Source organism: Enterococcus sp. AZ171 (genome assembly GCF_051714005.1).
GTDB classification, from domain to species: domain Bacteria; phylum Bacillota; class Bacilli; order Lactobacillales; family Enterococcaceae; genus Enterococcus_B; species Enterococcus_B pernyi.
Window position 1 is genome coordinate 1,824,926 of record NZ_JBIORA010000001.1, and the last position, 20,251, is coordinate 1,845,176.

23 protein-coding genes are annotated in these 20,251 nt (G+C 40.0%); 2 read left to right on the top strand and 21 right to left on the bottom strand.

What is annotated here, in order from left to right; genetic code table 11:
• Positions 1 to 31: 31 nt before the first annotated feature.
• From IGJ49_RS08835 to galE, 8 genes are all read right to left on the bottom strand, one after another.
• Positions 32 to 613 (bottom strand): hypothetical protein, encoded by a 582-nt coding sequence (locus tag IGJ49_RS08835; RefSeq protein WP_010735158.1) that lies wholly within the window; start codon positions 611 to 613, stop codon positions 32 to 34.
• A gap of 293 nt (positions 614 to 906) precedes the next feature.
• Positions 907 to 1,950 (bottom strand): tRNA (adenosine(37)-N6)-threonylcarbamoyltransferase complex transferase subunit TsaD, encoded by a 1,044-nt coding sequence (gene tsaD, locus IGJ49_RS08840; protein WP_010735157.1) that lies wholly within the window; start codon positions 1,948 to 1,950, stop codon positions 907 to 909.
• The gene (gene rimI / locus IGJ49_RS08845; protein ID WP_010735156.1) at positions 1,947 to 2,417 is read right to left on the bottom strand and encodes a ribosomal protein S18-alanine N-acetyltransferase; all 471 of its coding nucleotides are present in this window, start codon (positions 2,415 to 2,417) and stop codon (positions 1,947 to 1,949) included. Before rimI (IGJ49_RS08845) ends, tsaD begins: the two co-directional genes overlap by 4 nt.
• A 6-nt stretch (positions 2,418 to 2,423) precedes the next feature.
• Complete coding sequence (rimI, locus tag IGJ49_RS08850; protein ID WP_375152353.1) at positions 2,424 to 2,966, bottom strand: ribosomal protein S18-alanine N-acetyltransferase; 543 nt, start codon at positions 2,964 to 2,966, stop codon at positions 2,424 to 2,426.
• Positions 2,950 to 3,672 (bottom strand): tRNA (adenosine(37)-N6)-threonylcarbamoyltransferase complex dimerization subunit type 1 TsaB, encoded by a 723-nt coding sequence (tsaB, locus tag IGJ49_RS08855; RefSeq protein ID WP_153829881.1) that lies wholly within the window; start codon positions 3,670 to 3,672, stop codon positions 2,950 to 2,952. Before tsaB ends, rimI (IGJ49_RS08850) begins: the two co-directional genes overlap by 17 nt.
• Before the next feature lie 134 nt (positions 3,673 to 3,806).
• Positions 3,807 to 4,802, bottom strand: a complete 996-nt coding sequence (locus IGJ49_RS08860; RefSeq protein ID WP_010735153.1) for a LacI family DNA-binding transcriptional regulator — start codon at positions 4,800 to 4,802, stop codon at positions 3,807 to 3,809.
• A gap of 29 nt (positions 4,803 to 4,831) precedes the next feature.
• Positions 4,832 to 6,316 carry a UDP-glucose--hexose-1-phosphate uridylyltransferase gene (gene galT, locus IGJ49_RS08865; RefSeq protein WP_224434858.1) on the bottom strand — a complete coding sequence of 495 codons (1,485 nt, stop codon included), beginning with the start codon at positions 6,314 to 6,316 and terminating at the stop codon, positions 4,832 to 4,834.
• Between the two features lie 10 nt (positions 6,317 to 6,326).
• Positions 6,327 to 7,316: a UDP-glucose 4-epimerase GalE gene (gene galE, locus IGJ49_RS08870; protein ID WP_010735151.1), complete on the bottom strand. Its 990-nt coding sequence runs from the start codon at positions 7,314 to 7,316 to the stop codon at positions 6,327 to 6,329.
• A 247-nt stretch (positions 7,317 to 7,563) separates the two neighbouring features.
• On the opposite strand from galE, the gene IGJ49_RS08875 reads away from it, so the two are divergent.
• Entirely contained in the window at positions 7,564 to 7,731 is a 168-nt protein-coding gene (locus tag IGJ49_RS08875; RefSeq protein ID WP_010735150.1) for a DUF3042 family protein, read from the top strand.
• A 371-nt stretch (positions 7,732 to 8,102) separates the two neighbouring features.
• Here the strand turns inward: IGJ49_RS08875 and IGJ49_RS08880 are convergent, their stop codons facing one another.
• From IGJ49_RS08880 to IGJ49_RS08940, 13 genes are all read right to left on the bottom strand, one after another.
• A complete protein-coding gene (locus IGJ49_RS08880; RefSeq protein WP_438723176.1) occupies positions 8,103 to 9,905 on the bottom strand; it encodes an FAD/NAD(P)-binding protein in 1,803 nt (600 codons plus the stop codon).
• Between the two features lie 333 nt (positions 9,906 to 10,238).
• On the bottom strand, positions 10,239 to 10,634 hold the full coding sequence (locus IGJ49_RS08885; protein WP_010735146.1) for a rhodanese-like domain-containing protein: 396 nt from the start codon (positions 10,632 to 10,634) through the stop codon (positions 10,239 to 10,241).
• A gap of 14 nt (positions 10,635 to 10,648) precedes the next feature.
• A complete protein-coding gene (locus IGJ49_RS08890; protein WP_019723942.1) occupies positions 10,649 to 11,614 on the bottom strand; it encodes an ROK family glucokinase in 966 nt (321 codons plus the stop codon).
• A 2-nt stretch (positions 11,615 to 11,616) separates the two neighbouring features.
• Positions 11,617 to 11,826, bottom strand: coding sequence for a YqgQ family protein (locus IGJ49_RS08895; RefSeq protein WP_010735144.1), 210 nt, complete (start codon positions 11,824 to 11,826; stop codon positions 11,617 to 11,619).
• 19 nt (positions 11,827 to 11,845) lie between these two features.
• A complete protein-coding gene (locus IGJ49_RS08900; protein ID WP_349519756.1) occupies positions 11,846 to 12,550 on the bottom strand; it encodes a rhomboid family intramembrane serine protease in 705 nt (234 codons plus the stop codon).
• Between the two features lie 18 nt (positions 12,551 to 12,568).
• Positions 12,569 to 13,120, bottom strand: coding sequence for a 5-formyltetrahydrofolate cyclo-ligase (locus IGJ49_RS08905; RefSeq protein ID WP_349519758.1), 552 nt, complete (start codon positions 13,118 to 13,120; stop codon positions 12,569 to 12,571).
• Between the two features lie 360 nt (positions 13,121 to 13,480).
• Complete coding sequence (locus tag IGJ49_RS08910; protein ID WP_010735141.1) at positions 13,481 to 13,837, bottom strand: hypothetical protein; 357 nt, start codon at positions 13,835 to 13,837, stop codon at positions 13,481 to 13,483.
• Positions 13,838 to 13,842: 5 nt separating this feature from the next.
• Positions 13,843 to 15,372 carry a transposase gene (locus IGJ49_RS08915; protein ID WP_438723179.1) on the bottom strand — a complete coding sequence of 510 codons (1,530 nt, stop codon included), beginning with the start codon at positions 15,370 to 15,372 and terminating at the stop codon, positions 13,843 to 13,845.
• Entirely contained in the window at positions 15,369 to 15,716 is a 348-nt protein-coding gene (locus IGJ49_RS08920; protein WP_137072547.1) for a DUF3958 family protein, read from the bottom strand. Before IGJ49_RS08920 ends, IGJ49_RS08915 begins: the two co-directional genes overlap by 4 nt.
• On the bottom strand, positions 15,716 to 15,997 hold the full coding sequence (locus IGJ49_RS08925; protein ID WP_023519882.1) for a TIGR04197 family type VII secretion effector: 282 nt from the start codon (positions 15,995 to 15,997) through the stop codon (positions 15,716 to 15,718). Before IGJ49_RS08925 ends, IGJ49_RS08920 begins: the two co-directional genes overlap by 1 nt.
• A gap of 209 nt (positions 15,998 to 16,206) precedes the next feature.
• The gene (locus IGJ49_RS08930; RefSeq protein WP_438723181.1) at positions 16,207 to 17,211 is read right to left on the bottom strand and encodes a FecCD family ABC transporter permease; all 1,005 of its coding nucleotides are present in this window, start codon (positions 17,209 to 17,211) and stop codon (positions 16,207 to 16,209) included.
• Complete coding sequence (locus tag IGJ49_RS08935; protein WP_438723183.1) at positions 17,208 to 18,197, bottom strand: FecCD family ABC transporter permease; 990 nt, start codon at positions 18,195 to 18,197, stop codon at positions 17,208 to 17,210. The genes IGJ49_RS08930 and IGJ49_RS08935 overlap by 4 nt, the downstream gene beginning before the upstream one ends.
• Entirely contained in the window at positions 18,197 to 18,997 is an 801-nt protein-coding gene (locus IGJ49_RS08940; protein WP_023519886.1) for an ABC transporter ATP-binding protein, read from the bottom strand. The genes IGJ49_RS08935 and IGJ49_RS08940 overlap by 1 nt, the downstream gene beginning before the upstream one ends.
• Before the next feature lie 165 nt (positions 18,998 to 19,162).
• On the opposite strand from IGJ49_RS08940, the gene IGJ49_RS08945 reads away from it, so the two are divergent.
• Positions 19,163 to 20,119: an iron-hydroxamate ABC transporter substrate-binding protein gene (locus IGJ49_RS08945; RefSeq protein ID WP_438723185.1), complete on the top strand. Its 957-nt coding sequence runs from the start codon at positions 19,163 to 19,165 to the stop codon at positions 20,117 to 20,119.
• Positions 20,120 to 20,251 lie beyond the last annotated feature (132 nt).

Sequence of the window (20,251 nt, forward strand, 5' to 3'; positions counted from 1 at the left end):
TGCCCCTAGTCTCTTAAGCAGCTTGCGCTTTTTACGCAATCTTTGTCTTTCTTCCTACTACAACCGCACCTGCTGCGACTAATAGTAATGAAGCAATTGCCATTGCACTAGCGGTATAATTACCACCTGTTTGTTTAATTGGAGAACTAGTGCTAAAAGCTGGTGAAGTTGTTCCATCAGCATTTTTTGCACCGATTTGGATATCGCTACCATTCCAACTTAGTACAACTAATCCCAACGCGTCAGCAACTCTCGTTACCTCTTGTTGGATTTGCATGATGATATCCCGCGGTAAAGCACGAATCAAATCATCAAGCGTGTTGATTCCTGTCATATCGATTGTTACTGAACCTAACAGATTACGCACATTTTGAATACCTGTAACGGCAGTTTCTACTTGTGCATCCGTTAAATCATTTTGTTTCAAATGGTTTTCGGCTTGTGTAATGTAAGTATCAGGGACAGTGAATTCTTTTCCTTGAATACTTACTGGTGCTTTTAACAAGTCTAGGATTTGTTGCTCATTCGCAGAAATCGCGCCAGCGGCATCTACAGGAACAGTGAACAATAATGCAGTGAAAAATACAACTAAATATCCGACAAACTTTTTCATCCATTCGACCTCCTTTGCATTTTATTGTGAAGGCTTTCAGCCTTCAGATAAAACATTATAGAAAATAACATTATTCATTTTATTTTCTACATTTCTTATACTATCACATAGAGTTAGCTGACACAATTTATATAACCTAAGTAAATTTATGTTTTTTTGGGCCTATCAGTCATGTTGATATTAAGTGTATAAAAAAGGATAAGATTCCCATTCCCTAGCAATTTTTACCACAGCATAGATTATATTCATATAATCTTTTTGTTTGCGAATATCTAGGTTAAATGTCAGGTGATTTACCTGACATTTTCCAAGGACTCACCTAACACTAAACCTGGTTCTGCATTCAGTCGATAATCAGCAAGATGCCCTTTTCGCCATTCGACAGATGCAGCGGCTCCGATCATTGCCGCATTGTCCCCACAAAGACGTAATGGTGGTACGATCAGTTCCAATTCAGGTAATTCTGTGGCTAAATTTTTTCTCAAACTTTCTCTTAGTCCTTGATTAGCAGCAACACCGCCTGCAAGGATTAATTGCTTCACCGGATAAATTTTGCAAGCACGTATCGTTTTTGTTACCAAGACTTCGACAACACTGGCTTGAAAACTCGCAGCAAGGTCTGCTCGATCTAATTCTTCCCCTCGTTGCTCCGCGTTGTGGACTAAATTGATAAATGCACTTTTTAAGCCACTGAAACTAAAATCATAGTTATCTTCGCGAAGCATTGCCCGAGGAAAGTGGTAGGCATCTTTCCCTTGATGGGCTAATTCATCGATTTCTTTTCCACTTGGATAGCTCAATCCTAAAACACGTCCTACTTTGTCGTAGGCTTCTCCAGCGGCATCGTCTCTTGTTTCACCGATGATCTCATAAGCGCCATCTTCTTCCATATAAACTAACTCCGTGTGCCCTCCACTGACCAACAACGCCATCAATGGAAATTCATACGCTTTTTCGAAGCGGGCGGAGTAAATATGTCCTGCCATATGATTGACAGGGATCAATGGCAGATGATTTGCCCAAGCAAAAGCCTTTGCTGCTGAAATACCGATGAGTAATGCCCCCACAAGGCCTGGTCCTTCTGTGACAGCAACCGCGGTAAGTTGTTCGGCGGTCACGCCTGCTTCCACCAACGCTTCTTCAAGACATAAAGTAATTTGCTCTACATGATGGCGACTGGCCACTTCAGGTACGATCCCGCCAAAGCGTTTATGGCTGTTGATTTGAGAGGCAACGATATTTGATAAGATTTCTTGCCCATCTTTCACGACCGCTACGCTTGTTTCATCACAGCTTGACTCAATTGCTAAAATCAATTCTGTTTGTTTTTCATTCATGGTTTCATCACCTCTGTTTTTAGCTTTGTACACATGATGACCGCATCCTCGACCGGATCATGATAGTAGGCTTTTCGTTTACCTACTTGGCGGAATTTTTCTGATTCGTAAAGGTGTTGGGCAGCAATATTTGACTGTCGTACTTCTAAAAAAACACTATGCGCTTGGTTAGCTTTTTCTCGTTGCAGCATCTCTTGTAATAATTGTCTTGCTACACCTTTGTGTTGTTCAGCAGTCAGAACTGCAAGATTCGTCACTTCTACTTCATCAAGTACTTTGGCATATCCAATAAAGCCAATGATTTCCTCTGCTTGATGAACGACTAAATAATTGGTTTGTGGTTGTTGGATATCAGACAAAAATTGATCTTTTGTCCAAGGTGACCCATTTAAAAAAGCATCGTCACTGACTTGCCAAAGCGCTTGGGCTAATTTTGTATCATTGAAAGCTGTTTTTTCTTCAATCACTTTATTTCACTCTTCTTTTAATAGTTTTACCATATCTAAGGCATCTTCATTCGTTTCTGTATAATACCCTTTTTTTACTTTTCTCGATTGGAAGCCTAGTTTTCTGTATAAGCGTTGGGCATTCTGATTACTGATCCGTACTTCTAATGACATGGTCTCGCATTGATTCATCCGTGCGAATGTCTCGATCTCGTTGATTAAATAGGTACCGACACGCTGCCGTTGGTAACTCGGACTGACCGCAATGTTTGTGAGATGGCAATCGAGTCCTAATACTCTGGATCCAACAAAGCCGAATAATTCTTCTCGATCGAATATCCCTAAATATAAAGTCATGAATGGGGAAGTCAGCTCTGAGATGAACGCACTTTTTGTCCAAGGTAATTCCCCCAAATAAACTTCCCGTTCGATACTTAACAACGCCTTGACATCCTCAACTGTCAGTTCCCGTATTTGAAATTGCTTTTCGCCTACAGTGACCGTTTTCTCTGGATAATCTGCTTTTTCTTGAAGCATGGTCCGTAGATAGGCTTTAAATTTTTTCAACATAGCTTTCTTCTCCTGGCGTATGTGTCTCCAACCATTTTTCTTCTGCTTCCACTCGTTTTAAGTAACGTGGTAAAAAGGCTTGGATATCGTTGACCGGATTACTTGAAGCCCCTAATTGCGCGACGACAACTCCACTAGGAATATCCCAAAGTGGCAAGGAGTTACGCTTAGCATCAGGTATTGATTCAGCGATTTCTGAGTTGAATTTGTGGCAATCGCTACCGACAAAAGTGATCGATCCATCCATTTGTTTTAATTTTTCGGTTAATTCTACGAAAGCAATATGTCTGTCCTCTAGAACGTTTTCTAATGTTCCATGATGCCAGCGATAGGCACCAGCATAAACATTTTTTCTTCTCGCATCAAATATCGGTACAATGATTCCTTCGATTCCTACGCAATTTGCTGCAAGTACAGCAAGACTGGAAACACCAACCAATTCTTTATTTAAAGTATATGCTAATGTCTTGGCAGTTGTGACACCGATTCTCAATCCTGTATAAGAGCCTGGACCACTTGACACAGCAATTCGATCGATTTGTTCTGGTGTGAGTTGGCAATCTGAGATCAATTGATCCAACGCTGGCATCAACGTCAAACTATGATTTTTCTTTCTATTGATTTGGATTTGACCTAACACTGTTTCGTCTTCCAATACGCCAACAGCTAAGGTTTGATTTGCTGTATCGATCCCTAATGTAATCATTTGACCGTTCCCTTCTACTACTCTAATGTCGTTTATCATTGTAGCATACTTCGAGGTAAAAAAGGGGAGGAAAAATCAAGTTTGGCTCTCGCCGCTGTCGAAATTTCCACCCCTATACTTAGGTTGATAATCGTCTATTTGATCGTAGATTGTTTTGTTGATTCTCGTAAAATTAGTTCTGTCGCGATCGTGATTTTTCTTGCAACCGGTGCAGTACTATGGATTAACTGGGTCAATGTCTCAACTGCCAACTCCCCCATCCATTCGGTGTACACTTTGACTGTAGAGAGGGGTGGTGAGACATACTTTGCCACGCTGATATCATTGAAGCCAATCACTGAGATATCTTGCGGAATAGTCAATCCTGCTTCTTTGATTGCCTTCAATGCACCAATTGCTAATGCATCATTCGCAGCAAACAACGCATCCGGTAATTCCTTTTCTTGCAATAAAAAATCATGAACAGCTTGATATCCTGCCTCCACTGAAAAATCCGCTTCAATGATCTTTCCTGTGAGGTTCTTTTCTTCACTGATCAGTTTTTGAAAAATTGCCGTTCTAGGATCAGTCACCGGTGTTCGGTGTTGCTTCGTGTACTCTTTTCCGGCTAACATCACGAGTTGTTTGACTTCTTCTTGTAAGAAATGATCCATCACTAAGCGAAGACTCGACTCAAAATCAACGACTAATGAATCGATGCCAAATCTTGTGCCATCTGAATCGACAAGTAAAAGGTTCTCTTGCGTACGTTTCAATTCTTTCAATTGCTCTTCGTCAAACTTTCCTAAAGCAATCGTTCCATCTGCAGATTGCTCACTGATGGCATCCCATGTTTCCTTGATAAGGCGAATATTCGCTTCTTCCGCTTTTTTTTCGATTCCTAAGCGTATAGAAAGATAATAAAGATCTTCTAATTCTTCTTGTGTATCATACCATTGGATCAATTTGATCGTTTGTTTTTCAGAGGCTAGATTCTTATGATGTTTTTTATAATTCAAGTGTTCAGCTACTTCAAAAATTTTTTGTTTCGTTTCCATTCCTACTGACAATTTCTCATCATAATTCAGCACTCTTGAGACAGTGGCAGGAGAAACTCCCGCCAACTGAGCAATATCTTTGATTGTGGCCATTCGTTTCCCCTCCTGTAAGTGACCGATGCTTATAATGTTTCAGTAAAGCGCAAGAACGCAGCTCTTCCTTGTTCGTCCCGTTTGAAGACACCGGCATCTTCTAAAACTCTGGCGAAGACTTGCCCAACAGCATTTTGGATAACAACTGTCGCAGTCTCTTCAGTCAAATCAGGATTTGCTTGTTTTAGCTGTTCTGCCCATTCACGATGGTAGTCCGCGACTTGATTTTCTTCACCCAGTAGATATTGCTTCACTTCTTCCAATTCTGGTTTTAAGCGTGGCGGCAACACAGCCAACCCCATAACTTCGATCAAGCCAATGTTTTCTTTTTTGATATGTTGGATATCACGATGAGGATGGAAAATCCCTTCAGGATATTCTTCGGACACATTGTTGTCGCGCAATACTAAGTCGATTTCAAAGTAATCATCTCTTCGACGAGCAATCGGCGTGATCGTGTGGTGTGGCGTACCATCTGCTGAATAGGCGATGACTGATACTGATTCATCTGAATAGTTCTGCCATTTGTTTAAGACCGCATCTGCTGCTTCTACTAATAAATCTTTATCGGGCGACTGTAACCGGATCACCGACATCGGCCATTTGACGATCCCTGCAATCACCTGCGGATACTCGCTTAGCTTGATCAATTTCTCCATCGGCGCTTTTGCCATCGGAAATTCGTGACGTCCAGCTTGATAATGGTCATGTGAAAGGATCGATCCACCAACGATCGGCAAATCAGCATTTGAACCTACGAAATAGTGTGGTAAGACTTCAGTGATCTTCAACAACCGAGCAAACGTTTCTTTAGTGATGCGCATTGGTCGATGTTCTTCTGATAAAATGATCGAGTGTTCATTGTAGTAGGCATAAGGCGAATACTGAAATCCCCAACTTTCTCCGTCTAAGTTCATTCGGATGATTCGATGATTGGTTCGTGCTGGGTAATTCAACCTTCCTTTGTACCCTTCATTTTCCATACATAACATACACGATGGGTAATTGACTTGTACCGCTTTTCTTTCTGCAGCAATTTGTTTTGGCTCTTTTTCAGGTTTAGATAGATTGATCGTGATTTCCAACTCCCCATATTCAGACGGATAAGTATACACGATATTTTTTGCGATGGCTCGTGTTTTGATATAGTCATTGTTGCGGCTCAACTGATAAAAATAATCCGTTGCTTCTTCTGGACTTTTTGAATAATGTTGAGCAAAAAAAGCATTGACAACAGAAGGTGGTGGCGTCAAGAAATCCATCAATTGTGCCTCAAATATTTCTCGGTCAGCTGTTACATCCGTCACCAAGCCATTTTCTTTTGCTTGTTCAACTAAACGATCCAATAGATCGACCGATTCTTCTTGCACTGGACGTACTTCAAAAGAGTCGCCGGCTTCTTCGCCAATAAGACCTAAAATACGATTTTGTAAGTAGATACGGTCCATTTCCATCCAACCACCAGACGCGATTGCTAGTGTGACAAAATCTGCAATTGTTTGACTAATCGTCATTTTCTTCCACCTACTTTTCATACCCGTTAGGATGGCTTTCATGCCATGCCCAAGCAGTTTTGATGATTTCTTTCACATCTGTATATTCAGGTGCCCAGCCAAGGATTGCTCTCGCTTTTTCACTTGACGCTACTAAACGACTTGGATCACCTGCTCTTCGTGGTGCGATTTTCGCAGGGATATCACGGCCTGTGACTTCTCGTGCTGCTTCTAGCATCTCTGTGACTGAATAACCTTTGTTACTTCCCAAGTTGAAGAAGTTGCTTTCATTTCCAGCTTTTAAATATTCTAAAGCTAAAATATGCGCAGCAATCAGATCTTCTACTTGTACGTAATCTCTGATACATGTTCCGTCTGGCGTATCATAATTATCCCCATAGATTGCTAATGACTCTCGTTGGCCTAAAGCTACTTGTAAAATGATCGGCACTAAATGAGTTTCGGGCGTATGATCTTCGCCGATCGACGCATCATTCTTAGCTCCTGCTACATTAAAATAGCGTAAAGCCACATAACGCATGCCATATGCTTCGTCACACCATTTCATCATTTTTTCCATCATCAACTTACTTTCGCCATAAGGATTTTTCGGATTCGTTGGTGACCCCTCTGTAATTGGCGATTCTTTTGGCTCACCGTAAGTCGCAGCTGTTGAAGAAAAGACAATCCGTTTCACATCAAACTCGTGCATTACTTCTAATAATACTTGCATGCCATAAACATTATTATTGAAGTAGACTAAGGGTTTTTCAACTGATTCACCGACTAACGAGCTCGCTGCAAAGTGCAAGACCCCTTCAATCGTTTCTTTTTGGAAAACTCCGCGTAAAAATTCTTTGTCACGAATATCGCCTTCATAAAAACGTGCATCAGTATGAACTGCTTGACGATGTCCTGTCAAAAGATTATCCACGACTGCTACATCATAGCCCTTTTCAATTAATTGATCGACGGCATGGGAACCAATATAGCCTGCTCCGCCTAATACTAAAATTGTCATGTTAAGACTCCTTTATCCATATATTTATATTCGTTATTTATTTTAACAAAAGTGATGACCAGAAAACAGGGACTTTTTTTTGACAAAACCTTCTTTCATTTTATTTAGTAAATTTATAATAAAACATTTAGTAAATTTTTTCAACATTTTCTTGTAAAGGGTTTCAAATAAAAAAACGAAAGACTAGCGTTTTTCCTTGTTTTGCTTCATAATAGAAGTGTCAAATAGATAAATGAGGTGAATCATTATGAAAAAATTTGTATCAGGTATCTTAGTAGGTAGCTTGGCTACTGTAGCAGCTGTGGCTGGTTTAGTAACTTCTGTGAAGAAAACAGTCATCGACCCAATCGACGAAAAAGAAGCAATGATTGAAGAAAATCGTAAAAAAGCAATGAGAAAACGTGTATCACGATAAGAGCTAGTGATTGAAGCATTCAGCTTCAAAAACAAAAAACCCAAAGTTGTTCTTCAATTTTTTGGGTTTTTTTGTTTCTACCGAGTTTTTTCTAAAACTCGCATTTTTAAGTTACGATAGAAATGGAAGCTGACAAATAGCACAGTTGTGTTTCCACTATCTCCCTCATGCTATCCAAAAAGAACGTTCTTACAAGTGTCAGGACAGAAGTGTTTAGCCTCGAGAAATAAGGCGCCATCCACGAAAATTGTTCTTCAAATTTTTGTGGATGGCGCCTTATTTCCCAAGAGGTTACTTCTGTTCCCGCCGTTTATTCGGTTTTAGTTGGTGGGAGAGAACTAATGTCCCTCTCTCCTAAAGGAACGTTCTTTTTATGATTTTTCTGCTAAAATCAGTTGTGCGATACGATCAATTTGTCTAAGATTCCAAAAATCGACATGGGGTCTCGGAACGGAGGCTGTTAACCATTCTACCCCTTCAGTTGGGATGCCGATACAATACAAATTGTTTTGTACTTCTCCATGGGCATCGATCACACGTGAATTTTCTCGTTCGATTGCTACCGCACCAGAAACGAAATCGCCACTTGGATCATGCAACTGGAATGGCTGAAGGATCTGGGCATCACGTAGACTGATCAAGGCTGGATTTCTTGTTGTTCGTAAGTCATTTTTTGGTAATCGTGCCTCAATTAGATAGCTACTTGTAAACCCTTCTGGTTCCAGGTGAAATCTCTTGTCCTTTCCTACAACAGTAAAAGGAGGTTCCACCAAATGGAAAATTCCTGCATCGATCAATGCTGCTAATTCCTGCGTTCTTCGTAAAGGCGGACCAATAGTAAAAAACGCATCAAACGTATTGAACCATCGCCACAATATTTCTTTATATTCTTTTGCAGAAAAAACTTCCCATAGCATCACTTGATGCACGATATTTCGCCAATCTTTCAATGCATCCAACGTCGCAATCAATGGACCACTCACATTGCCTTTTAACGCTTCATTGATTTGATCTTCGATATACCTCCGACTCATTTGTTGATACGGCAACGTGTGGTCGAGCAAGTGATCCAGTAAGTCCCATGACCACAAGTGGCTTGATAATTCAGGATATTTTCGCAGCCATTCCTTTTCTGTAGCCCCAAGAAAGACTTCTTGAAATTCGCTGAGAGCAATCGACAACCCATGTTCCTCGATCACTTTTTTATAATAAAACAATTCGAGATCTTTTTTTAAGTCAGTAAAAAAATCCTCCCCAGTCAGTTTTTTAGTACGATAATACATATTTAATCGTTCTTGCGTCAGAATGACTGGTTGTGCCACCTCGCCAACTTTTTTCTGGTTGCGTCCGTGGGGATAGTAAGGTAAGCCTCGCCGAGAGCCGCAATAGACGACTGGCTCTTCTCCCGACGGACGATAAACCAATCGACCTTCCAATTCTTCAAAGCGACCGCCTCGTTGTTGTGTCAACAAACCAATATAATCAAAAAAACAGAGTCCTAACCCCCGAATAAACACCGGTTCTTGGGCAGGAATCATCGATAAATCAACATCGGCTGGATTAGCTGGTCCTTGGTAAAATAAGTGATGCTCAGCCGCATACTCACTTAACTGGCTTTCTTCTGACGTTTGTTCATGTTCCCAATGACCCGTTGCTAGGATCAGTTGATCCACCACATAGGCTTCTTCTTTAGTTCGCAGAATGAATTGTTTCTCTTTCTTGGTGGCTTCGATAACTAATTCTTGTATATAATCGAAACGATCAGAAAATCGTTCTTGTAGGCGCGCGTAAAACCATTGGAGATAGACGCCAAAGAAGCGACGACTTGTTGGTTGATTTTCTAATAAATTAGCTGCTTCACACAAAAACGCTTCTTTTTCTTTGATAGTTGTCTGACTAAGATAAGAAGGGGCAAATTCTTTCGCCCATTGATAAAGATTCACTCCGTTAGCGACCACGCCTCCACTACTTAATGTCTCATCCGTAAACATCGTCACTTGTGACGCCAATGAATTCATCAGTACTTCTTTTGGCTGATCGACTCGCCAAACCTTGCCACCGATTCCACTTGGATCAAAAAGGAGGATCTCAATATTTTCTTGTTGTTGATTATAGAGTAAACGCTCTAACATGCTAAGTCCACGAGGTCCTGCCCCGATGATCCCAATTCTCATCTATCCACCTACCTATATGTATTTGCTTGATTGTCACGCATCTTTTCTCTTGATTCCACTCAATACACGCTACAATGATTTACTTGGCTAACTCACTGAGGAGCAACAGTTCTTCATGTTCTTTATTTTGTGACCAACTGATTTCCAAATAACATCCGTAAATCAAAAAAACGAATTTAGGAAAATATTTTGTGATGACTACCTTTGTCATATTCTCTCATTCCATCATAGCATAATTTTTCTGCAATAAGAAAAAACAACAAGAAAAAAGAGCGAATAACCACTCTTATTCTTGTTGCTACTAAGGTGACATAAGAAGTACAAGACTCCTCGTTAGATTTTTTTACTTTTGATTTTACCTGACCAACCATCATAGCCGCCTTTTAAGATATAGATATCTTGGTAACCTGCTTTACGCAGTTGGTTAGCTGTACGAATACTCAAACTTTTCTTTTGATCATAAATATAAACCGGTTGGTCTTTACGAATCGAACCAAGTGAATTTTTTAGTACTGTATATGGAATATTTCTAGCGCCTAAAATATGACCCGCATCAAAGACATCTTTTTCACGAACATCGATGACTTGTGCACGACGCATTCCTTCACGAAATTCTTCTTCTTCAAGCATTGTTGCAGAACGTTTAGCCATTACTCGTAAGTAAACTTCCCAAAATACGATAGCTAAGATGATCAGTAATAAAATGATGTTAATAATCCATAAAACCATGTCGTGCCTCCACTTTATTCAGCATATTTCAAGGCTAATGAGGCAGCACCGATAACGCCTGCTTCATTTCCTAATTCAGCTAATTTGATTTTTGTTGATTCTCTCACTTGTGGGAAGGTAAATTCTTTGAAGTATTTCTCCACACGACTGCGTAAAAATTCTCCCGCAGCTGATACGCCTCCACCGATGACAATACTTGATGGATTCAACGTGTTTCCTAAATTCCCGCAAGCTAGTCCTAGATATAGACAGACACGATCGACCACCATCAAACCAAATGGATCATCTGCTTCTGCTAATTCAAAAACATCTTTACTTGTTACTTCTTCACCATTATCAAGCATCGCTTTCAAGCGTGAATCACCGGCATATTCTTCTGCCAAATGACGGGCCACTCGAACGACACCTGTCGCACTTGAGACAGTTTCTAAACAGCCACGTTTGCCACAAGTACATTCGAATCCATTTGGATCGATCGTAATGTGTCCTACTTCTCCAGCGGCTCCAGTCACCCCATGAAGTAAATGACCATCCGCCACAATACCGCCACCAACACCTGTACCTAGAGTGATGAATACGACATCAGGATCATTTTCGCCTGCACCTTTCCAACGTTCGCCTAATGCTGCGACATTGGCGTCATTATCGATGGCAAATTTGATGCCCGTTCCTTCTTCAATCATTTTTTTGACAAATTGAAGCTCGCGCCAATTTAAATTGTAAGCACCAATCACTGTACCAGCTTCGCTGTCGACTGTTCCTGGTGTCCCCATACCGATACCGATGAAATCTTCCGCTTTCATACCGTATAAGTTCAGACGATGATTGATAGATTCAATGATTTCAGGAATAATGTGTTTGCCATCATCCAAAATATTGGTATCGATACTCCATTTCTGTTGAATTTCTCCGTCAGGTGTCAAGATCGCAAATTTTGCTGTTGTTCCACCTAAATCAATCCCAATAATTTTTTTGTCCATGATCAAATTCCTTTCTTTCTGCTCTCTTCGATTCGGTGTTCTCTTTTTAAGATGTGCCACGCAGTCATATATGTTTCGTGATCGATCAAATGATTATCATAAAGCTTGCGTAATTCGATCGTCATCAATTCAATATCATAAATCCGTGCTCCCACATAAATAAAGATACCAAATCTCTTGAATAGCTGTTGTACGTCGTATAAGCTTTCCATTTAAAGCACTTCCTTCACATTATACAAGTATTCCATAATTTTTTAAACCCACTAAAACACATATTATAAAAAGAAAGAGAAAAACGATCGACGATATAATACGATGATGGATTGAGTAATCATTGGATCGATTTGGTAATCCTAATAGATTCCCTATCAGGAAACCTCCGATCAAGCCACCAACATGTCCCCAGATATCTACTGAGGTATCTGATATACCGAATATAAAAGAAAAAACAATGAATATCATGTAACGGCGTACAAGCTGTTTCACCACATTATCATTTTTGTAATGAATACCTAGAACAAATAACGCGCCAAATAAACCAAAAAGCGATGTACTTGCCCCACCAGATAATACGTTCATTTCATTGAAGGCAAAACTGGTCACATTTCCCATGATACCACTAAGTAAATAAATCAAGAAAAAGCGCCAATGACCGTATACCGTTTCGATTTGTGAACCCATAAAATACAAAACGACAGAGTTCAGTACAAAATGCATCATCCCAAAATGGATAAATATTGGTGTGATCAAACGCCACCATTCATGTAGGTAGGCAATATGCTGGCCAGACATGCCTAGTCCAAAAGCCACGCTATTACCAGGTAATACCTCCATTGCGAAAAAGACGATTGTTTGGATTACTAAAAAAATCTGTGTTAAAAATGGCCCATCGAGCCAAGATTTTAATTTGAATTGTTGCTGCCGATTTACTTTCATATATACCCCCTTGTTTTTTTAGTCGTTCAATAAATGTTGGATTTTCTTATCAAAGTCTTCTGGTTCCCAATCATTATGAATCATCTCTTTGAAAGTCAAGCTGCACGTTTGATGCGGATACTCTTTCAGATAGCGATCATAATACCCTCCACCAAAGCCAATTCTGTACCCATCTGGATGAAAGATGATTCCTGGGACGATCAATAAATCGATCATCGTTGCCTCATAAAAATGCGTTGAAACAGGTTCTAACACACCAAAACTTGAACGTTCCAATACTGTGTTCTCGGAGAACTCATAAAATGCCATTTGACGTTTTGGCAATGTTTTGGGGATCACAACGATTTTCCCTGAGGCTCTCGCTTGTTCGATCAACGGTCGTGTATCTATTTCAAATTCATTTGAAAGAGTTATACCGATGACTTGCGCCTGCTTCCAATACTCGGTTGCAAACAATTGCTTATAGATTTTTTGTTCTTTTTCTTTTTTGTAGCCACTTGCAGCAATTTTTTTAAGTTCATTAATGCCAAATTGACGGAGCTGGTCTTTTTTCTGCTTTTCGTGTCCCAAATAATCACCTGCCTACCTTCTGTTAAAATGGTAGCGGAAAACGGAGAAAATAGCAATTTAACTTTTTAGATTTTTGGATTTGTTCTGTCTAATTTTAGTTAGGACATCGATTTATCCCCATTTGATGTTAACAATCGTCAATCATTCATTCGTTAGATAACACTGAAAAGCATTATAGTTTACGTGGAATCGATGAATAAAGGTTACTCTTTCTTGATGTATACGACAGAAGAAAAATCATTCACAGACTAGATGAAAACTAGTGATGCGAATGATTTTTTTGTTTATATTTGTTTTTCAATTTTCAACTTAACAATTCATGAATAGAGACTTTTTACCATCTATAATTTCTATCTTTTATTATTCGTAGTTGATATAGATTTTACTTAAGTAATTGTGTTCTAAAAATAAAACAATTGCTTGAACTACTTCTTCCAAGCTATCTTTCATTGAGGTTTGATTTATTTTGTTGATATTAAAACATTTTAATTGTTCAATAATAAGGGATTTATCTTTGATTAACCACGGTGAATCATCATACCATCCCTCATGATGAAAGTATTCTTTCAAAATCCCCTTTTTTTCTAAATTACAATCTAATAAGTTATCTAAAATTGTATCAAAATACCCGTTCCAAATTATAAGTTTATTGCCATCAGCTATAAAAGAAAGCTCTGCTTCTCCTTCGAAACCTTCATAAAACTTATTGTCAATCATACCATTCACTCCTTCCAATGACCTTTTTCCAAAATTATAATTTGTTCTGTAGTAGCATTTCCTTTTTTTCTTGCATTTATAGCATCATACCATTTATACGCTTCTACCCATTCATTATCACCAATTTTGAAAAAATTTTGGGGCTTGTTCCCTCCATTTCCAGGTAGTATTCTTTGGATGACCCATGTATTGCCCTGTTCAACAGGTGCTCCTGGAGTTCTTGTATGCCACCTCACTTCATACTTAAATTCACCATCATTCCACTTATAAGTAATCTGTTCATAACCAGCATTCATTGTCTTGGCATTAATTTTTACGTTATCAGGAATATCTATAGGTGCTGTTTTCTTATATTGATTTGCAATTTTAAGTTTCTCTGCTTCAGTTAGCGTGGATAGCTTTGGTATATTTCCACCACCCACCTCCTCAATCTTAGCATTTTCCACCTGTTTCACGCCAGTGGTCGTCAAGACTTTGTAAGACGCATACGTAAAGCCTAAGATCATCAGGGCTTGACCGAGTTCAGATTCATTGATCCATGTGTAGCCGTCTTTGACGTATTGTGAGGTAGAGACGAGACTGCCTAAGAGTGGGTCTAGTTTTTCACCAGTTTCATAATTAACACCTTGGCGCCAAGCCACATTGACTTTTTCTTGGTAAGTATCGTACGTCATGAATTGGATCAGTTCAGGTTCTAAATATTGCCCTACTTTCGTGACATATTGATAGAGCTCGGGGTTCACGATACCGTAGCCTGATTGCTTGTCTTCGATTTTCCAAAAGACACGTGGATTCCCATCGCTATCGTGAATAATGAGAGCATAGACGTTGTACTTTTCTAGTTCTTTGTTTTTAGTTGGATCGATGCCTTTTTTCTCGTTTTCTGCTTGTTGCCATTTGTCTTGGATCGTGGTTGTCCACGACAAATCTTTCGGGATAGAGAATGTCTTCGTTTGGCTATTCCAAGCAGTTTTCGTTTGAGCAAGGCCTTGATTGACTGCTTGTTCGAGACTTTTGATTTCTGTAAAAAATTGGGCGGAACTTTGATTGTAAGCTAAGAGTTTTTGGAGTTTTTCTTCCAGTTTGTGTTTCAAGTCATGATACATCATGAGTAACAACGTATTCTGATTGAGTTGAAAGCCTTGGTGTTCTTCTGGCATATGTGGTGAAAGAAGCAGTTGCCGTATTCCCTCGGCTTGGATGATATATTGATTCATTTGACGAATTTGTGCTTCTAATTCGGATTGTTTCAAGCTAATGGAGTCGACTTGTTCTATGTACTGTTGTGGAAATCGTTTTGCTACTTTTTCGACCGCTTCGGAGAGTAAGATTCCTCCTTGGACGAGTGGGTATAGTACTTGGGAAAAATAGGCTTTCGCAGCGTCGTAGGTTTTCCCTTGGAGATTGGGCGTTTGTAAAGTGAATTGAGTGATGGCTTGTTGGAGATTTTGGTAATCAGTGACTTGTTTTTGGCAGAAGTGACTGGCGCTCGTAGCTTGTGTTAAGGAGTCGTTTAGGTACATATCGATACTCATAGGTTTTGTTCCTCCGACATGATTTTTCTTTTCTCAAAAGCAATTTCTTCGAGTTTATTCGTGATTCTTTGTTGTTGGATCATTTCGTGATGTTGGCATTCATCAAAGCCATTCATCAATCGCCTACTTTGATGTGAAAACTCCGAGGTGAATGTTTCGATGGACGTAAAGGTATTCGATTTCTGGTAGGACATCTGTAATCGAAATAAGAAGTTTCCGATTTCTTTAAAGTGATTCTGGTAATCTGAACGGCAGGCATCAAGTTGTTTCATTTTCTTTTCCTGTTCTTCTCTTTTTGCTTGCAGCAACGTTTCCTCGGTATCAAGATTTGTCCATTGGTTCATTAGCGTCTCTCCTTAAAAAGATCTCGACTTAACTGAGTGTCTAGTGTAGAAAATCCTTGAGCAGCAGTTTGCAATTGATTAGCAGCGCCTGAGATGGCTGAGGCAATTTGATTGGCTGAGTTTTTGGCGGACGTTATGCTACTTTGAATGTCTTGATTGCCAATTAGCGTGGTGCGTGTGTCATTTTGAAGCGATGATGCTTGGTTTAAAGGGGTGGTTGCACTGGTGATTCTTGAAGTGGACTGTTGGGCTTGTTGAGAATTACTGCTGAATGTAACCATAGATCTCCTCCTCGATTTATATAGGCTGTATAGAACGCTTACATATTCATTATAACAATACATAACCTTTCGTTGGATGAGAATTGTATTAGATAGGTCTTGTTACTTTATTTCTTATCTGGCTGTTGAAGGTATTTCTCAATCTACTAAAAAACACTAAAGGCAAAATCGCCTTCAGTGTTTCCCGATCCCAACATTCTGGTCTTATCCTAGACAGATAGTTGTTTCTTTTGAATATAAAATAATAAATAAAGAAAATACGGTGCGCCCAAGACGGCAATCAAGATCCCTGTAGGAACTTCTCCATCTGGTAAAATGATGCGCGCAAGAATATCAGCAATATTGACAAATAATCCTCCGAACAAACCACTGAATAGGAGTGTCCACTGATTTTCTTTACGTACAATGATTTTGGCAGCATGCGGTGCGAGTAAACCCACAAAGGACAAGCTGCCTGCCACAGCAACACTGCCACAGGCTAAACCAACTGCAAGCAGTAATAAAACTGACTGACTTCGTGACACGTTCAACCCTAAGCTTTGCGCACGTTCTGGGCCAAAGGATAAAAGACCAATCCTGCGACTATAGAAAAACGCTAAAGGGATCAGAATAAGTACCCATGGCAAAAAGGCAGTGACATAAGGCCAACTAGCCCCCCAGATTGAACCTGCTAACCAAGCGTTCACAAAGCCATAATTTTCTTTTGAGATTTTTATCGTACTTAAAAGCATTGCCGCAGAAAAGCCCGCATTCACAGCGATACCTGAAAGGAGCAAGCGATTCATCGCTACTTGTCCAGAACGCTGATAGGCAACAAAATAGACTAGACATGCAGCAAGCGTGCCGCCTAAAAAGGCAACGAAAAGCAACAAGAAAGGTGACGCATGGCTAGTAAAAAAACCTAAGTATAGCATCACAAAAAATCCTGCGCCGAAGTTGATACCTAAAATACTTGAATCAGCTAATGGGTTTCTAGTTACTCCTTGCAAAAGATAGCCTGCGATTCCTAGACAGGTACCTGCGAATAAACTGATCAATAGGCGTGGCAAGCGAAATTCTGTCAGAACCAATTGTTGGACCTGTGTTCCTCTACCAAGTGCGACATCGATCAATTGATCAATATAAAGAAACGGTGTACCGATCATTAAACTGATTCCCGCAGTCACAAGCCATAAAAATAGTAACAGGCCAATCTCCCAATATATTTTTTTCACACGCGTTCCCTCCTAACTTGTACCAATAAAAAAGGGACACCAATCAAGGAAATGACTAAGCCAAAAGGTGTTTCAAATGGTGGATTGACCATGCGTGCCACAAAATCTGCTAACATAACTAAGATTCCCCCAGCGATAAATGAAGCTGGCAAGACATACCGATAATCCGTACCGACAAAGCCACGAACAACAGGTGGAACCATCAAACCAATAAAAGAGACGGGCCCAACTAAAGAAACAGCTAACGCTGCTAAGATCGAAACAAAGATGAAAACCAGTACCCGTGTGCGCTGTGGATGTCCTCCTAAGGCGATCGCATGTGATTCACTCAAATGGATCAGGGAGATCGACTTCCCTAATAGAAAAGAGCCAATAACCGCCACTAGATAGATAGGTGAAAGAACGAGTAACTGTTGCCAAGTAATATTCGCCGCACCGCCAACAAACCAAAAAGTCAAATCTTGTTGTAGATTAAATAACTGGGTCAGTGCTTGGCTGATTGCGGTAAAAAAAGAACTGATTGCCACACCGGCTAAAATCATCTGCATAGTACTGAGTCCTATTTTTGAAAAACTGAAAAAACCTAGAACGATCATCGTCACGATCAACGAACCAAGTAATGAAAGCAGAAAAGTTGAAAACGGCGAAGCTTTAGGTAAAAAAGCAAAGCTAAATGCCATGGCTAACGAGGCACCAGCATTGATCCCTAACAATCCTGAATCTGCCAAGTTGTTTCGCGTTACCCCTTGCATCAAAGCGCCACTGAGGGCGAAACAGCTACCCACAATAAATGCTCCGATGACCCGAGGCAGACGGATATTACGTATGATCTGCTGGGCTTGATCAGTTGGATCGAAATGGAACAACGCCTGCCAGACTTCATTTCCTTTAACTTCAGAAGCACCATTATACAAAGCAAAAAAGAAGACAAGGATTGCCAATAACAGAAGCAGCCATAGGATATTTATTTTTTTCCCTTTCCTCATCATTTTCCCTCCGGTTTCTTGATGAGATCATATGTTAAAAAGACAGGTTTATTTGTTTCAGGTAATTGAACGATTTGTGCTTCGATCTCAAAAATCTCTCTCATCCATTCTTTCGTGATGACTTGTTCTGGAGTCCCGTTGACAATTAATCGCCCTTCTTTCATTGCGACTAAATAATCGGAAAAGCGGGAGGCATGATTGATGTCATGGATCGACATCAAAATCGTTGTTTTTTTCATTCGGTTGATTTCTTTCAGCAGATCTAAGATTTCCAGTTGATGCGCCGGATCTAAAAAAGTTGTCGGTTCATCAAGGATCAAGATATCTGCTTCTTGAGCTAACGCCATCGCAATCCAGACTCGTTGGGCTTGACCTCCGGATAAACTCGCTAAGTCTCGATCTTTTAGCGAGATCAGATCCGTCGCTGTCAATGCCCACTCAATGGCTTGCAGATCTTGATCATCCATGCCACTGAATAGTTTTTGATAAGGATATCTACCGTAGGAAACGACTTCTTCGACTGTCATTCCTAATGGGTATTCACTCGTTTGGGCTAGTAAGGCAAGTTTCCGAGCTAGTTCTTTCGAATGATAGGTCGTCAAGTCACGATCGTTGACTAATATTTTACCGTTTTTTACAGGAAGTATGCGGGTAAAGCTTTTTAATAATGTTGACTTACCACTGCCGTTCGGGCCAATCAAACTGGTGATTTTCCCTTCTGGTATAGCGACAGACAAATTTTCAATTATCGTTTTGTTGGGGTAACCGGTAGTAATTTCAACTGCATTTAATCTAGACATATACTTCCCCCTCTCATTGAAAATCATTCTCAATTATGACGGTACTTCACAAATTCGTCAAGCACAAATTTCGTCATTTACGTTAGTAAAAAGAGTTGACAGCGCCCTTTTCTTGGGGAATAATAGCAATTGAGAAACATTCTCAATTACGTTTGGAGGAAAGACATGAGACTTAAAAATAAACTATTCACAATCTCTAGTGCATTACTTTTGGTGGGATTACTGAGTGCTTGCTCGCCAGGCTCATCTACAACCGAAGAGACAACCGCATCATCGACTACTGCTGATAATGGTACGCATACCTTGACAGATACATTAGGACATTCAGTTGAAATACCTAACCAACCAAAGCGGATCATCGGCAGTTATTTAGAGGATTATCTTGTTGCGTTAGGTGAAACCCCGGTTGCTCAATGGACAGTCGGCAGTGGTTCGATCCAAGATTATTTACAAGATGATCTGAAAGATGTCCCAACTATCTCCTATGATCTACCCTATGAAAATGTGTTAAGTTTTGAACCTGATTTATTATTGATTTCTTCTTCAGCCACTGTTGAAGGTGGTAAATACGAGCAATATAGTAAAATTGCTCCAACCTATGTTGTTAAAAATGGTACCGATGTCACATGGGAAGAACAGTTGCAAGACATTGGCAAAGTATTGAATAAAGAGGACAAAGCAGAGGAAATCATTCAAGATTATCAAGATTACGCGAAAGAAACACGAGAAGAATTGAGTGATCAGATCGATGGGAAAACAGCGGCTGTCTTATGGGTCACGAACAACTCTGCCTTTATGGTCAGCCAGAATCGTTCAAGCGGTCGCATCGTTTATGGAGATCTACAATTTGGTGTGCCATCTTTAGTAGAAGAAGTATCAAAAGAGGCAACCTCTGATTGGTCAGCTGTTTCATCAGAAAAATTAGCTGAATTAGACGCAGACTACATCATCTTAGTCAATAGTGATGAAGAAGCAGCGATGTTCAACGAACCCACTTGGCAAAATCTGAAAGCAGTCAAAGCGGGTCAAGTGTTCGAATTTGGTCCAACTTCTAGCTGGTTATATAATGGACCAATCGCTAGTCGTCAAATGATCGATGATATCAAAGGCGAGCTAAAGTAAAAACGTGAAAACCACAATTTGGCTTGCGCTGTAAATAAAAGAAGTGTTCCATGTGCTAGCTGGTAAACAGCACATCGAAAAACGACAATCACCAAGAGGTAAAATTATTCGGTGATTGTCGTTTTTTTCGAT